Source organism: Sorangium sp. So ce145 (assembly GCF_051525985.1).
GTDB classification, from domain to species: Bacteria; Myxococcota_A; Polyangia; order Polyangiales; family Polyangiaceae; genus Sorangium; species Sorangium cellulosum_B.
The window spans coordinates 7,992,281-8,004,845 of the sequence record NZ_CP150315.1; the positions used below are offsets into that span (position 1 = coordinate 7,992,281).

13 protein-coding genes and 1 pseudogene are annotated in these 12,565 nt (G+C 70.6%); 10 read left to right on the forward strand and 4 right to left on the reverse strand.

Annotated features, from left to right (window positions below):
- From WMF34_RS29405 to WMF34_RS29420, 4 genes are all read left to right on the forward strand, one after another.
- Nucleotides 1-477 carry a hypothetical protein gene (locus WMF34_RS29405; RefSeq protein WP_012238342.1) on the forward strand — a complete coding sequence of 159 codons (477 nt, stop codon included), beginning with the start codon at nucleotides 1-3 and terminating at the stop codon, nucleotides 475-477.
- Nucleotides 477-1,409 (forward strand): tetratricopeptide repeat protein, encoded by a 933-nt coding sequence (locus WMF34_RS29410; protein ID WP_437989885.1) that lies wholly within the window; start codon nucleotides 477-479, stop codon nucleotides 1,407-1,409. Before WMF34_RS29405 ends, WMF34_RS29410 begins: the two co-directional genes overlap by 1 nt.
- Nucleotides 1,410-1,726: 317 nt before the next feature.
- Entirely contained in the window at nucleotides 1,727-2,095 is a 369-nt protein-coding gene (locus tag WMF34_RS29415; RefSeq protein ID WP_437989886.1) for an ArsR/SmtB family transcription factor, read from the forward strand.
- Nucleotides 2,092-2,865 (forward strand): SRPBCC domain-containing protein, encoded by a 774-nt coding sequence (locus WMF34_RS29420; protein WP_012238345.1) that lies wholly within the window; start codon nucleotides 2,092-2,094, stop codon nucleotides 2,863-2,865. Before WMF34_RS29415 ends, WMF34_RS29420 begins: the two co-directional genes overlap by 4 nt.
- Nucleotides 2,866-2,918: 53 nt before the next feature.
- Here the strand turns inward: WMF34_RS29420 and WMF34_RS29425 are convergent.
- The 3 genes and pseudogenes from WMF34_RS29425 to WMF34_RS29435 form a co-directional block, all read right to left on the reverse strand.
- A pseudogene (locus WMF34_RS29425) lies at nucleotides 2,919-2,999 on the reverse strand (hypothetical protein); the annotation flags it as partial.
- Nucleotides 3,000-3,091: 92 nt separating this feature from the next.
- Nucleotides 3,092-3,646, reverse strand: a complete 555-nt coding sequence (locus tag WMF34_RS29430) for a hypothetical protein (protein WP_437989887.1) — start codon at nucleotides 3,644-3,646, stop codon at nucleotides 3,092-3,094.
- Between the two features lie 194 nt (nucleotides 3,647-3,840).
- Complete coding sequence (locus tag WMF34_RS29435; protein WP_437994675.1) at nucleotides 3,841-4,425, reverse strand: DUF6000 family protein; 585 nt, start codon at nucleotides 4,423-4,425, stop codon at nucleotides 3,841-3,843.
- Between the two features lie 146 nt (nucleotides 4,426-4,571).
- Here WMF34_RS29435 and WMF34_RS29440 point away from each other — a divergent pair, with 146 nt between their 5' ends.
- The 6 genes from WMF34_RS29440 (at nucleotide 4,572) to tpx (ending at nucleotide 10,898) form a co-directional block, all read left to right on the forward strand.
- Nucleotides 4,572-5,111, forward strand: a complete 540-nt coding sequence (locus WMF34_RS29440) for a hypothetical protein (RefSeq protein ID WP_437989888.1) — start codon at nucleotides 4,572-4,574, stop codon at nucleotides 5,109-5,111.
- A gap of 156 nt (nucleotides 5,112-5,267) precedes the next feature.
- Nucleotides 5,268-6,635: an endo-1,4-beta-glucanase gene (locus tag WMF34_RS29445; protein ID WP_193790758.1), complete on the forward strand. Its 1,368-nt coding sequence runs from the start codon at nucleotides 5,268-5,270 to the stop codon at nucleotides 6,633-6,635.
- A gap of 368 nt (nucleotides 6,636-7,003) precedes the next feature.
- Nucleotides 7,004-8,167 (forward strand): hypothetical protein, encoded by a 1,164-nt coding sequence (locus WMF34_RS29450; protein WP_437989889.1) that lies wholly within the window; start codon nucleotides 7,004-7,006, stop codon nucleotides 8,165-8,167.
- A gap of 106 nt (nucleotides 8,168-8,273) precedes the next feature.
- The gene (locus WMF34_RS29455) at nucleotides 8,274-9,578 is read left to right on the forward strand and encodes an SGNH/GDSL hydrolase family protein (protein ID WP_437989890.1); all 1,305 of its coding nucleotides are present in this window, start codon (nucleotides 8,274-8,276) and stop codon (nucleotides 9,576-9,578) included.
- Nucleotides 9,579-9,830: 252 nt separating this feature from the next.
- On the forward strand, nucleotides 9,831-10,202 hold the full coding sequence (locus WMF34_RS29460; protein WP_437989891.1) for a hypothetical protein: 372 nt from the start codon (nucleotides 9,831-9,833) through the stop codon (nucleotides 10,200-10,202).
- Between the two features lie 201 nt (nucleotides 10,203-10,403).
- Nucleotides 10,404-10,898 (forward strand): thiol peroxidase, encoded by a 495-nt coding sequence (gene tpx, locus WMF34_RS29465; RefSeq protein WP_012238352.1) that lies wholly within the window; start codon nucleotides 10,404-10,406, stop codon nucleotides 10,896-10,898.
- Nucleotides 10,899-10,969: 71 nt separating this feature from the next.
- Here the strand turns inward: tpx and WMF34_RS29470 are convergent, their stop codons facing one another.
- Complete coding sequence (locus WMF34_RS29470; RefSeq protein WP_437989892.1) at nucleotides 10,970-12,439, reverse strand: cytochrome P450; 1,470 nt, start codon at nucleotides 12,437-12,439, stop codon at nucleotides 10,970-10,972.
- Between the last annotated feature and the right edge of the window lie 126 nt (nucleotides 12,440-12,565).

Below are 12,565 nucleotides of genomic sequence, written 5' to 3' on the forward strand. Positions count from 1 at the left end.
GTGAGCGCCGCCTACACCATCGCCGACGAGCCTCGCCCGGGCCGGCTCGCCGAGTACACGGTGAACCCGTTCTGGCCGCTGCTCACGACGATGCTCGCGGGGAGCTGGGCCGGGCTGCCGTGGTTCATCTTCAACGGCAAGGCCATGGGCAGCGCGGGCTTCCGGCGCGAAGCGCTCATCGCCGCGCTCACGCCGGTGGCGGCGGTCGTGCTCGCCCAGCTGAGCGCCTTGATCATCTCGGCGCTCCACCTGCCCGATCGCTCCCTCGCCTATGCGTTCGTGATCATCACGGCGGCGAAGCTCGGCGCCGCCTACTGGCTCTATACGTCGCAGCACCGGAGCTTCGGGATCTACGAGCATTTCGGCGGGCGCGTCCGCCAGGGCGCCGCGGTCGCCATCGCGGCCGCCATCGCCCGGGATCACGTCGTGCGCGCCGCGTTCGATGCCTCGAACTGGCTCGGGATCGTGGTGATGTGATGGCGGGACAAGACGACGCCGACCGCGCGACCGACCTGGGGGTGAGCGCGCTGAATCGCGGGCAGCTGTCGGCCGCGATCGACTGGTTCCGCCGGGCGCTCACGCTCGATCCGGACGCGCCGCGCGCGCACGCGCTGCTCGCCGTGGCCCTCTTGCGGCTGAAGCGGCTCGGGGCGGCGCTCATCGAGGCGCAGACGGCGCGCGGGCTCGCCCCCGAGTCGCCGCTCGCGCACCTGGTCCTCGGCCGCGTCCTGCTCGCGCACCGGAGGCCGAGCGAGGCGCGGGAGCATTTCGAGACGGCCCGAGGCCTCGATCCGTCGGAGCCCGCGCCCCTGCGCGGCCTCGCCGCCGTCGAGCGGTACCAGGATCGCGACGATCGCGCCGCCGAGCTCCTGACCCAGGCGCTCGAGCTCGACCCGGACGACATCGAGACGCTCGTCGCCCTCGGCGATGCGCACCTCGCGCGCGGCCGCGTCGACGAGGCCGAGCGCTGGGCGCGCGCCGCGCTGGAGGCCGAGCCCGAGCACGCCGACGCGCTCGTCCTCATGGGGCACGTGCTCCTCCGGCGCGGGGACGTGAGCGGCGCGCGCGAGCACGCGGTCTGGGCGATCCGCGCCGACGTGAGCGATCCGGACGCGCTGAGGCTCCTCGCCGCCATCAAGGCCCGCGAGAGCTTGCTCCTCGGCGTCTGGTTCCGGGTGAGCTCGGTGCTCGCGGGGCTCGGTCCGAGCGCGATGCTCGTCCTCCTCGCCGCGTACGTCGCGCAGCGCGTCCTCCGCCTCGCGCTCGAGGACCTGGACCGCCCGGCGGGCGCCCAGCTCATCGGGTATGCCTGGCTCGGGATCTGCGTCTATTCGTGGGTGGCGCCGGGCATCTTTCAGCGAATGCTCCGGCGCGAGCTCGACACCGTGCGCCTCCGCGACGACTTCTGACCTGCCGGCCGTCGCGGTCCGCCGCAGCGCGAAGCGCGGCCGGTGCCAGACGCCTGTTGGGCAATCGGCGCAAGACAGCCCGCGAGAAGCTCGATCACATCGCTCGATCGAGCGAGAAGTGAACCGCCAAGGCGCCAAGGACGCCAAGAAAAACACAAAGATCTTGGCGTCTTATGGCGCTCGGCGGTTCGAATTCTGCGCTCTTCCGGCGGTTTCAACCCGCTTGTCGCTCCAGGCGAGCTGGTGCCGAAGCAGGGGGTCTGCTCTGCCGATCTCACGCGGCGCACGACCGGCGCGCGGGAGGCTCCTCGAAGCGCTTGACAAGCTCAGGCCACCACGATACTGGTAACCCACTGGTTACCTATATGTCGCCCGCGAAAGCCGACGTCGATGTGTTCTTTGTCATCGCCGATCCAACCCGTCGCGCGATCCTCGATCGTCTGCGCGCGGGTCCTGCCCCGGTGAACGAGATCGCGGCCGACTTCTCTCAGAGCCGCCCGGCGATCTCGAAGCACCTCCGCGTGCTCAAGGCATCGCGGCTGGTGACCGAGGAGAAGGTCGGGCGCGAGCGGCTCTACACGCTGCGCCCCGCGCCGCTGCAGAAGGCGATGGCATGGCTCGAGGGCTACCGCGCGTTCTGGGGTCGCAATCTCGAGTCGCTGAAGCGTTACCTGGAGGATACATGACAGCCAAGAGCTCCCGAGCCCGTTCGATCGCCGATGTCGCGCAAGGGACAATCCTCGCTCGCATCGAGATCGCCGCGCCGCCAGAGCGCGTCTTCCGCGCGCTGACGACCGACGAGCTGACGAAGTGGTGGGGTTCTGCGGAGATGTATCGCACGACCGCCTTCACGATCGACCTCCGCGCCGGAGGGGCCTGGCGGACCGACGGCGTGGGGGCAGACGGGAAGCCATTCCATGTCGGCGGCAGAGTTCTCGAGCTCGATCCGCCTCGAAGGCTCGTCCAGACATGGGAACCGTCATGGGATGCGGACGCGCCTCCGACGACGGTCTCCTATCTCCTCGACGCCATCGAGACGGGTACGCGCCTCACGGTCCGACACGCTGGATTTGGCGGTCGTGTGGCATCGTGCGAGAGCCACGCGGCAGGTTGGGAGCGCGTCCTGGGTTGGCTCACGAACCACGTCGCGCCGCAACCGGAGCCGCGCTTCTTTCTCTGTCGGCTGCTCCCGTCGCGCGCGACCTTCATGCAGGACATGACGGCGGATGAGCGCGCGGTCATGCAGGCGCACGGCCAATACTGGCGCGGCAAGCTCGCCGAGGGCCACGTGATCGCCTTCGGACCGGTCGCCGACCCGGCGGGCGGATGGGGCGTCGGCATCGTTGCCGTCCGCGACGAAGCCGAGCTCCGTACATTCCAGAGCGAGGATCCCGCGATCAAGTCAAACATTGGGCTGCGGTACGAGGCGCTGCCCATGCTCACGGCCGTGTACTGACAACTCATGCGATGGCGGGCCCCGGCTGCGCGCTTCGGGGCGCGCGCGCCGTGTCACGGTTCCCGGTAGCTCTCGTACTCCCAGGCGAAGTAACGCCGGAGGTTCTCGACGCAGGCGGGCCAGGTCTCAAGATCCCCCTCATCGCATCGCGCATCATGGGGTCACGCGCCGGCTCGCCATCTCGACGGCATGATCTCCGGGTGCGGCGGCTCCGGCGCTCCGCCCCTCATTGGCCGCGACGTTGGACATCGTAGCTTCGTACGGTGACAGTCCTGTCAGGTGGGCCCAAGTCGGGCCTATTCTGGTTGTGGGAGTCCGACCAGCACAGGGGCTCTCCGGTGTCCGACAATACATACCTCTGGTGGCAAAAGCCTGCTCCCACCCATTCGTGACGTTCGATGGGCCGCAGAATCTCCCGTTCCATCCAGTCGGCAGCCGCGGTCGCGAGCGCCACGGGCGACCCATCTTTGACAACGAGCACCCGTGGATTCTCCTCGTCCAGGTCTGTAACGCCTTGCTTTGTCTCATCCTCTCCAAGCACAACTCGTGATTCGTGAAAATCGACCCGGAGCGTTCGGAGGACGATTCCGTCCGCGGAGACGTCGAGCATCAGCACAACGAACTGTTCCGCCGTGCCGAGGAGATCGTCGCTGGTTACGCCCAAGTCGCGCCACGCCAAGGCCCGACGCGACATCTCTGTGATGAAGGCGCGCTCCGGCTCGGTGCGGCGCTCGTCCAAAGCGAGCCAAAGGTCTTCTTCGCCGAGCTCCGTCTGATTCATTTGCCGGGTGCCTCGTGGCCGGGCAGCCTCGCTCCCCTCGGCAGCCCGGCCGTCAGCGCCAGCCGCTCGTTGGCCGGCTCCCTCAGTAGGCAGCGCGGACTCCTGGCGTCAAGACCGTGAACGCCTGGCGCAAGGCCAACGGCGCTCCGAGGGGGACGTGCGCGCGCGCGACCAGCGGGCCACGCGGGCGCGCGTCAGCTGACCTCGCTGGCGCCGAGGTCGTCCAGGAAGGCCATGGCACGCGCGACCCGCGCCACGCCGCGTCCGGGATCCAACGCACCCAGCTCCCGGCCGTGCTCGGATACCTTCCAGAGCTCAGGGGCCTTCAGAAAGGGCGCCGCGCGATCCGCGGCCAGGCGAGCGTCGAGCCATACCAAGGATCCCACAGCCCACTCTTGATCGTACTCGCGATCACCGACCGGCAAGTACGACTGGAGATAGAGCGTCAGCGCATCGGATGCAGGGTGATCCTCGTAGCGCGCGGTCGCGACAGCGAAGCCCTGTCCCGCGTAGCAGGTCGCGCTGGCGAGCAGCCTCTCGCCGATCACGCCTCGAAACGCGGGGAGCCGACGGGCCGCGATGATCCATGTTGCCGTCAGCTGCTCGCGCCACGATCCGTTGAGCCGTCGGCAGCGCCGCGGAGAGGCGCGCGGGGCGCTTCGCTCGGGTGAAATCGACTGCTGCGCGAGCGGGAGCGCGAGGACGTGGGTGTAGAGGAAGTGGATGGCGGCGAGGGCGAGGCTCCGCGTCGAGGCGCTGACGCGCTGGTCGGCCGCCAGTCACGTGAGTGAGCGCCTCGACGTGGGCCGGCCCGAGGTCGCGCGGACGGCGGCCGCCATCGCACCTCTGCGGCTCTCCCCTTCCTTCGCGCCCCGCTCGCTCCGTCCGCTACCGCCGGCCGCTCCTCCGCGCTACGTTCGCCGCCGTGGACGCCCCCCGACCGTCCGGCGCTCGCCGCGCGCTGCTCATCGGCCTTCCCGTCGCCGCGCTCGCCGCGGCGGCCTTCCTCTTCGTGGGTCGTGACGAGCGCCCCGCGCCGAACGCGGGCCCGCAGAGCGCCGCGCCCCGCGTCGCCCGTGAGCCGCAGCGCCGCGACGAGGCGCCCGCCATCCCTCCCGCTCCCCCGCCGGCCGCTGCCACCGCGAGCGCCGCAGCACACGAGTCGGCGCCGGCGCCGGACACCGACCCCGAGGCCAGCATCATCGACCGCATGCGCGCCGCCTTGACGAGCAACCCCGAGGAGGTGCTCCGGCTCGACGACGAGGCGTCGCGCGACCTCGGCGACAGCCCCCGCGCCGCCGAGCGCGGCCTGCTCCGCGTGCGGGCGCTCGTGCGCCTGGACCGGATCGGCCAGGCCCGCAGCCTCGCGGAAGACCTCATCGAGCGCTACCCGGACGATCCCTCGGCGAAGAGCGCGGCCGCGTACATGGGGATCCACCCGAGGCCGCGCGGGCCGTCCAGGTAAGCGGCGATACCGCCGGTGCCCTTCGAAGTTCACGTGATCTTCGTCAGGGCCGCTGCGACCACGATCTTGTAGCAAGAGCAGAACGTTGCGCAGTGAGTCACTGAACCGATTAAGAGTTCGGGCTGGTCCGGCGCGCGTTTCTGGTGATAATCGGGCATGCGCAACTGGCTTCTTCTTGTCGGGGTTCTCCAGCTCTCCGTGGCTGGATTCGGCTGTGGCGACGGATTGGACGGCGGCGGCGAGGGCGGCGCCGGCGGCGAAGCGGGGGACAGCGGCCCCACCGGGAGCAACTCCTCGGGCGCCGGGACACCGGCGAGCTCCGGTGCGGGCGCCGGCACGCCTGCGAGCTCCGGCGCGGGCGCCGGCACATCCACGGGCTCCGGCGCGGGCGCCGGCGAGCCCACCGGCGGGCCCGCGAGCACGGGCAGCGGCGATCCCGTGGCCGGCAGCAGCACCAGCAGCGGGGGAGAGCCCAGCGAATGCGCCGGCGCGGACGAGGACGAATGTCCGTTCGAGGCAGGGGTCGAGATCGCCTGCCGCCTTCGCTTCATGTACGGCGTGAACTACGCCTGGCGCGACTTCGGCGCCGATTTCGGCGGTCAGTCCAAGTGGAGCCAGGCGGGCATCTCAGGCAAGAAGAGCCAGGTGCTCGCCGATCTGCAGGACATGCGCGCCAACGGCGTGGACGTGGTCCGCTGGTGGATCTACCCCCGCTTCTACGGGGACCAGATCAACTTCGACGGACAGGGCAATCCGACCGGGCTCGGCGGCACCTCGACGCAGGACATCCTGGCGGCGCTCGAGCTCGCGGACCAGGCGCAGGTCAACGTGATGTTCACGCTGTTCTCCTTCGACGGCTTCTACAAGACATCGCACAACCCGCCGAACGGCCTGTCCGTCTGGAGCATGGGGCCCCTCGTCGCGGACGCGGGCCGGCGCGCCAAGCTCATCGAGAACGTCGTCCGGCCCATCGCTCGGACCGTGGCGTCGAGCCCGCACCGCGATCGGATGCTGGCCTGGGACGTCATCAACGAGCCCGAGTGGGCGATGACCGGGCCGAGCCTCTACGGCGACCCGGCGTTCGAGGGGGACTCCAGCAAGTTCGATCTCGTCACACACCAGCAGATGGAGGCGCTCGCCAAGGAGTCGGCCGCCGTGCTGAGGGGAGAGACCGCCGCGCCCGTGAGCGTCGGCAGCGCCGCCATCAAGTGGGGTCAGGCGTGGACACGCTCGGACGTCGACTTCTACCAGGTCCATATGTACGGCTGGGTCAACGATTACTTCCCGTACAACAAGCCCCTCTCCGAGTACGGCCTCACGGACAAGCCGGTCGTGATGGGCGAGTTCCCCATCAACATGGCCGAGATGGACGTGCGCTACGACAAGTTCGTGGGCGACCTCTACAACATGGGGTATGCGGGCGCGCTCTCGTGGTCGATCACCGATCGGAACTTCCCGTGGTCGTCCAACAAGACCGCCGTGAAGGCGTTCGCCGATCAGCACCCCTGCGAGACGCGCTACTGAGCGCCGGGTGAGCGCCGCTGCCCGCGGCGCTCATCTTCCCTGCTTCCTGCTTCCCTTGGTTCCCTGCCCCGGATCCGAACTGGGCCGCTGAGCCGGCCCGGCGAGCTCGTCCTCGATGACACGAGCCGCGCCTGCGTGACAGCTTGCCCCAGCGTGTGGCGCATTGTCGCGCGGCGGCGGGATCCGGCCGGGAGGCCGTCTGTCGGGGCGCCGGCGCTCCTCTCCCCTCGACCGGGTTTCAACTGGGCACGTCGGTTGCTGAAGTTGTTGAAGCCGAACAGGTGGAAACGGGTGAGCCCGCTGCTCACGGAGGGGACCGCCTCCGTGAGGCTCGAGAGTTGTTCACCAGCACCCAGAGGGAGAGCGAGATGGCACGAGATCGCTACGAGGGCCGGGATTTCCGTGACGAGGGGCCGCGCGACGACTGGCGTCAGCGGGACGAGCGGTGGCGCGCGCCGAGGGACGACGATCAGCGCGGACTCCGCGGTCACGAGGGGGACCGCGACGCGTTCGAGCGAGGGTCGTACAGCCGCGGCAACTACGCGAACCAGAGCGGCGGCAGCCGGCAGGGAGAGCTGGGCCAGCTGCCGCGGCCGTACGGTCAGCAAGGGCAAGGAGACGGCAGAGACCCGTGGAGGGCGGGCGGTCAGCAGGCACGGGACGACCGCGGCGGACCCGAGAGGCGCTGGCAGGAGCAGGGGGGCGCCGGCGCGCACGGCTACCGCGAGCCCGAGGAGCGCCGCGCCTACGGACAGGACAGCCCCTCGTGGGAGCGGATCGGCGGGCGGGGCGGCGAGGACGAGCGAAGAGGATTCGGCTCGGTGCAGCGAGGACGCGATGAGAACCGCGGCTACTACGGCCGCGACGCGGGCCGCGGCTTCTCCGGACCGGACGAGGAGCAGGGCCGCGGCGGCTACGGTCACCACGACCGCAGCCGCGGCGAAGAGAGCCAGAGCCGGCGCTACCAGGGCGACGACCACGGGCGAGACGACGACCGGGGCCGAGGCTATGCGCGAGACGACTATCAGGGCCGCGGCTATGCACGAGACGACTACCAGGGCCGCGAGCGCTACCAGGGCCGCGACTACGGGCGAGACGATTACCAAAACCGCGAGCGCTACCAGGGCCGCGGCTACACACGAGGCGACCACCAGGGCCGCGAGGATCAGTATCGCAGCCACGGCTACGGGCGCGGCGAGGACCAGGATCGGTATCGAGGCGGCGACGAGAGAAACGCCCCTGGCCACCATGACGGCCGACGCGACGACGGTCGCGGCTACCAGGGCCGCGGCGAGGAGCGCGAGGGCCGCGGCCGCAGCGAGGAACGCAGCGGATACGGCGACATCTACAATCGCCCGGAGCGCCGGCCCGGGTTCGGCCGCTTCATGGGCGACGAGATCCCGCAGGGGTACTCGACCCGCGTCCACGAGCGCGACGACGTGCGCGCCTCGCAAGGCCAGGGCCACGAGCGCTCCCCCGCCGAGGACGGCGGCCGCTCCAGGTACCAGAGCCAGGACCGGACCTGGAACTGAGATCAACCGATCTCCGCAGCTCGACGCCCGCGCTGCGGTGTCTGCCCCTGCGCGCAGGAGGAAATTCGAGTTGTCCGCGCCACGGACCTAGAGCATCCTCGCGCGCATGAAACGACAAGCTTACTCCAATCTCCCGAGGCTCGCTTCCATCTGCTGCATCGCCTGGTTGGCGCTGGCCGGCTGCGGTGACGATGACTCGAATGCAACGGCTGGCACGACGGGCTCGGGCGGTGGCTCACCCACCTCGAGCAGCGTCTCCGGCACGGGCGGCGACGGCGGCGGCACGGGCGAAGGCGGAGGAGGCGGCGGAGGCGGCGGAGGCGCGGATCCCGGCACGACCTCGTCGAGCACGAGCGGCGCGGGCGGCGAAGATCCCTCCGACGACACCATCCGCTTCATCGGGCGCTTCGATACGACGAACGCCGAGGGCCCCCGCTTCTCCTGGGCCGGCAGCGCGATCGTCACGCGGTTCTCGGGGACGTCGATCGGCGTCCGCTTCAACGACGAGTCGACCGCGGCGCAATCCAACTTCTTCCAGGTGGTGATCGACGGCGAGGCGAAGGGCGTCCTCAAGGTCAACAGCGAGAAGGAGCTCTACACGGTCGCAGAAGGGCTGCCCGACGGCGAGCACGACCTCGTGCTCCACCGCCGCACCGAGCCGCTGGTCGGCGTGTCGCAGTTCCTCGAGTTCGTCCCGGAGCAGGGCGAGGCGCTCCTGCCGGTCCCGGCGGCGCCCGCGCGCCGGATCGAGGTGATCGGCGACTCGATCTCCGCCGGCTACGGCGTGGATGGAGCCGACGAGACATGCCCGTTCACGAGCGATACGGAGAACAACTACCTCGCCTACAGCGCGCTGACGGGCCGGCTGCTCCAGGCCGACACCACGATCGTCGCCTGGTCCGGAAGAGGCGTGTACCGGAACTACAACGGTGAAGTCGCGCCCACGATGCCCGAGATCTACGGCCGGACGATCGCCGACGAGGAGCAGCCCGCATGGGACTTCTCGTCCTGGGTGCCGCAGGTCGTGGTGATCAACCTGGGCACGAACGACTTCAGCATCAACGTCCCGGGCGACGCCCAGTTCCGCGGGCCGTTCACGGAGGCCTACGCGGGCCTCGTCGAGACGGTCAGGACGAACTATCCGGAGGCGTTCATCTTCTGCACCATCGGGCCCATGCTGAGCGACTCGTACCCGGAAGGCGCCGAGGCGCTCAGCAGGGCACGCGACTACATCGGCCAGGTGGTGGAGGACCGGACCGCCGACGGGGACGATCGTGTGCGCTTCCTCGAGTTCCCCCCGCACGCCAAGGATAAAGATGGGCTCGGCTGCGACTGGCACCCGAGCGCGAAGAAGAACCGGGACATGGCCCAGCAGCTCGCGGAGGCCATCCGCGAAGAGCTCGACTGGTAAGGGCGGCGCGGGGCCGGGGCATCGTGCCACCGGCCCATCGCGACCGCTGTGGCACGACGCACCACGCATCCCACGCAAACGCAGCGCGCACCTCGCAGGACGCGAGCAACGGTCCCATCCGCTCGCCATGGCGCGCGCGGATCGGCCATCCAGCTTCATGGTACACGCGGTGCATCCCTCGCCATCAGAACAGCGGAAGGGCGGCGACGCCGAGAGCGCGTGAGAGCGCGCCGCCGAGCGAGGAGATCATCCATGCAGACCAAGCGAGACAGCTCCCTGCGGGCCACGAGCAGGAACCACAGCCATGATTTCATGGAGGCGGCGCGCAGGAGCGCCGGTCGCGCGGAGAGCCGGGATGCGTTCATCCCCGACCCGGGCGACGGCCCCCCCGAGGTGCTCGACGAGCTCGCCGAGCAGATCGCCGAGCAGTACGTCGCCTCGGCGACATCGGGCAGGGGCGACACCACCGAAGACTACGAAGACAGGGTGGAGCCAGAGGAGATCGGGGGCCCCTTCGTCATCACGACGGACGAACAGGAGATCGGGTACAGCAGGGACTCGACGAACCCCGATGATGGCGAGGTCGAGCCGTTTCCGCTGGTCCATCGCTCGCCCGTCCGCTGATCGCGCGTCCCACCGCGCGAGCGATCGACGCTCGCGCGCCGCTCGCCTGGGCAAGACCGCCCGGCCAGCGCAGCGCCCGCACGCCACACGAGCCGAGCTCCGGCCGGGGCAGCCTGGCTGGTTCTGCTTGGCGTCCGCCCTCGGCGCGCCTACGAGAGGCGCTGCCGCACAGCTGCACAGAGCACACAGGAGGATGTGACCATGGCTGAGACCAAGTTCAAGGGAAGCCCCATCCACACCGCCGGCGAGCTGCCGTCCGTCGGCGCGACCGCCCCCGACTTCACGCTCGTGAAGACCGATCTCTCCGAGCGCAAGCTCTCGTCGTACTCCGGCAAGAAGATCCTCAACATCTTCCCGAGCGTCGACACCCCCGTCTGCGCGAGATCCGTGCGCACGTTCCACGAGCGCGCCGAGAAGCTCCCGGGCGTGACGGTGCTCAACATCTCGGCGGACCTGCCGTTCGCGCACACCCGCTTCTGCGCGTCCGAGGGCATCTCGAACGCGGAAGGCCTGTCGACGTTCCGGGGAGATTTCGGCCAGAAGTACGGCGTCACGCTCGTCGACGGGCCGCTCGCCGGCCTGCTCGCGCGCTCGGTCCTCGTGCTCGACGAGCAGAACAAGGTGCTCCACGTCGAGCTCGTCCCGGAGATCGCGCAGGAGCCCGATTACGACGCGGCCCTCGCCAAGGTGCAGTGAGGCCAAGCGCCGGCGCCTGGCCGCCACGCGCGAGCGAATCGTGAGGCCCCGCGCTCGCGCGCTTCGTGATCTCACGCGCTCGCGCGCTTCGTGAACCGGATGCGCAGCCCCTCCGGCTGCATCGCGAACGCCATCCGCTCCCGCACCGGCGCGGTGTGATCCGCAAGGTGCACCGTGAAGCTCCGGAGCACCATGCCGACCGTCACCGCGCACTCCAGGAGCGCCATCGCGCGCCCCGGGCAGACGCGCGGCCCGCCGCCGAACGCGAGCGCCATCCTCGGCTCGTGGGGTAGCGTCGATGGCGCGCCCCCGAGCCAGCGCTCGGGGCGGAACGACTCCGGGTCGCCGAAATATTCGGGCTTCCTCCCTGTCGCGCGCGTGAGCGCCACGACGCCGGCGCCAGCGGGCACGGCCACGTCGCCCACCGCGGTGTCGTGGTTCGCCTCGAGGAAGAGCAGCGGCGCGGCGGAGCGCAGGCGCAGCGTCTCCTGCGTGACGGCGGCCGTGTACTCGAGGCGCTTGCACTGCTCCAGCGTCGGGATCAGGCCGCCGCCGAGCACGCGATCGACCTCCTCGCGGGCGCGCGCCTGCACGTCGGGGCGCGAGCCCAGGTAATAGAGGATCCACGCGAGGGTGTTCGCGGTGGTGTCCTCGCCCGCGAGCAGCATCGTGAGCACGTTCGCGTAGACCTCGGCGTCCGAGAGGCGCGCCCTCGGGTCCTCGCCGTCCCGCGCGGCGATCATGAGCTCCAGCAGCGTCCGCGGGCGCGCGGGCCGGTCCGCGCCGCCCTCGATCTCGCGCCGCGCGGCGGTCACGAGATCGAGGATGAGCCGCTTCACCGCGACCAGGGCGCGGTCGTAGGCGCGGTCGGCGGGCAGGCCCAGGTAGCGCCAGTAGGGCAGCGGCGCGAGCATCCGCCGGTTCAGCCCGAGGAACACGCGCTGGAGGTGCTCCTGGAGCGCGTCCGCCCCGCGCTCGAGCGTGTTGAGATCGCGGCCGAAGGCGACCGACGAGGTGACGTCGACCGAGTAGCGCATGAGATCGCCGAGCACGTCGCGGGCGGCGCGCTCGTCGGCCGCCCGCGCCCAGAGCTCGCGCAGCCGGCCGGTGATGTCGCGGATGCTCGGGAAGAAGCCCTCGACGTGCCTCGGGTGGAACGTCGGGTGGATGAGCTGCCGCTGCTTCCGCCACGCGTCGCCGTCCGCCGAGAACAGCCCGACCATGTCCGCCTCGCGCGAGACGGCCTCGATGGCGCGCACCCGCCGGAACACCGCGGGGCGGCGCTGGAGCACGTCGCGCACGAGCTCGCCGTCCACGACGACGAGGACCGGCTGCCGGCCCATCCGCACGACGAAGAGGTCTCCATGGGCGCGCCACCACCGCTCGAACTCGAGGTGCCAGCGGTCGGGGTGGAGCGCGAGCAGGTTGCCAAGCACAGGCAAGCCCGGAGGCCCCGGGAGATCCGCGAGCGTCCGCCGGGGGCGCGCGGCCGCTTCGCCGCGGCCGATCGCGTCCTCCATGGCAGGGGGCGTGGCGTTCATGCCCCCTTCATACAGAGGCGGCGCGCCCCGAGGCAAACCCGACAGGCGACAGAGGACGCGCCCCATCGCGCTGGACGATGTCGGGCGGGCGGAGCGCAGGCGCTGGCGAGGCGGCGCCGACACGGA

What these genes read in the sequence shown, in the direction of transcription:
- WMF34_RS29410 (WP_437989885.1), top strand. Translation starts at nt 477, where the DNA reads ATGGCGGGACAAGACGACGCCGACCGCGCGACCGACCTGGGGGTGAGC.
- WMF34_RS29420 (WP_012238345.1), top strand. Translation starts at nt 2,092, where the DNA reads ATGACAGCCAAGAGCTCCCGAGCCCGTTCGATCGCCGATGTCGCGCAA.
- WMF34_RS29430 (WP_437989887.1), bottom strand. Translation starts at nt 3,646, where the DNA reads ATGAATCAGACGGAGCTCGGCGAAGAAGACCTTTGGCTCGCTTTGGAC.
- WMF34_RS29445 (WP_193790758.1), top strand. Translation starts at nt 5,268, where the DNA reads ATGCGCAACTGGCTTCTTCTTGTCGGGGTTCTCCAGCTCTCCGTGGCT.
- WMF34_RS29450 (WP_437989889.1), top strand. Translation starts at nt 7,004, where the DNA reads ATGGCACGAGATCGCTACGAGGGCCGGGATTTCCGTGACGAGGGGCCG.
- WMF34_RS29455 (WP_437989890.1), top strand. Translation starts at nt 8,274, where the DNA reads ATGAAACGACAAGCTTACTCCAATCTCCCGAGGCTCGCTTCCATCTGC.
- WMF34_RS29460 (WP_437989891.1), top strand. Translation starts at nt 9,831, where the DNA reads ATGCAGACCAAGCGAGACAGCTCCCTGCGGGCCACGAGCAGGAACCAC.
- tpx (WP_012238352.1), top strand. Translation starts at nt 10,404, where the DNA reads ATGGCTGAGACCAAGTTCAAGGGAAGCCCCATCCACACCGCCGGCGAG.
- WMF34_RS29470 (WP_437989892.1), bottom strand. Translation starts at nt 12,439, where the DNA reads ATGAACGCCACGCCCCCTGCCATGGAGGACGCGATCGGCCGCGGCGAA.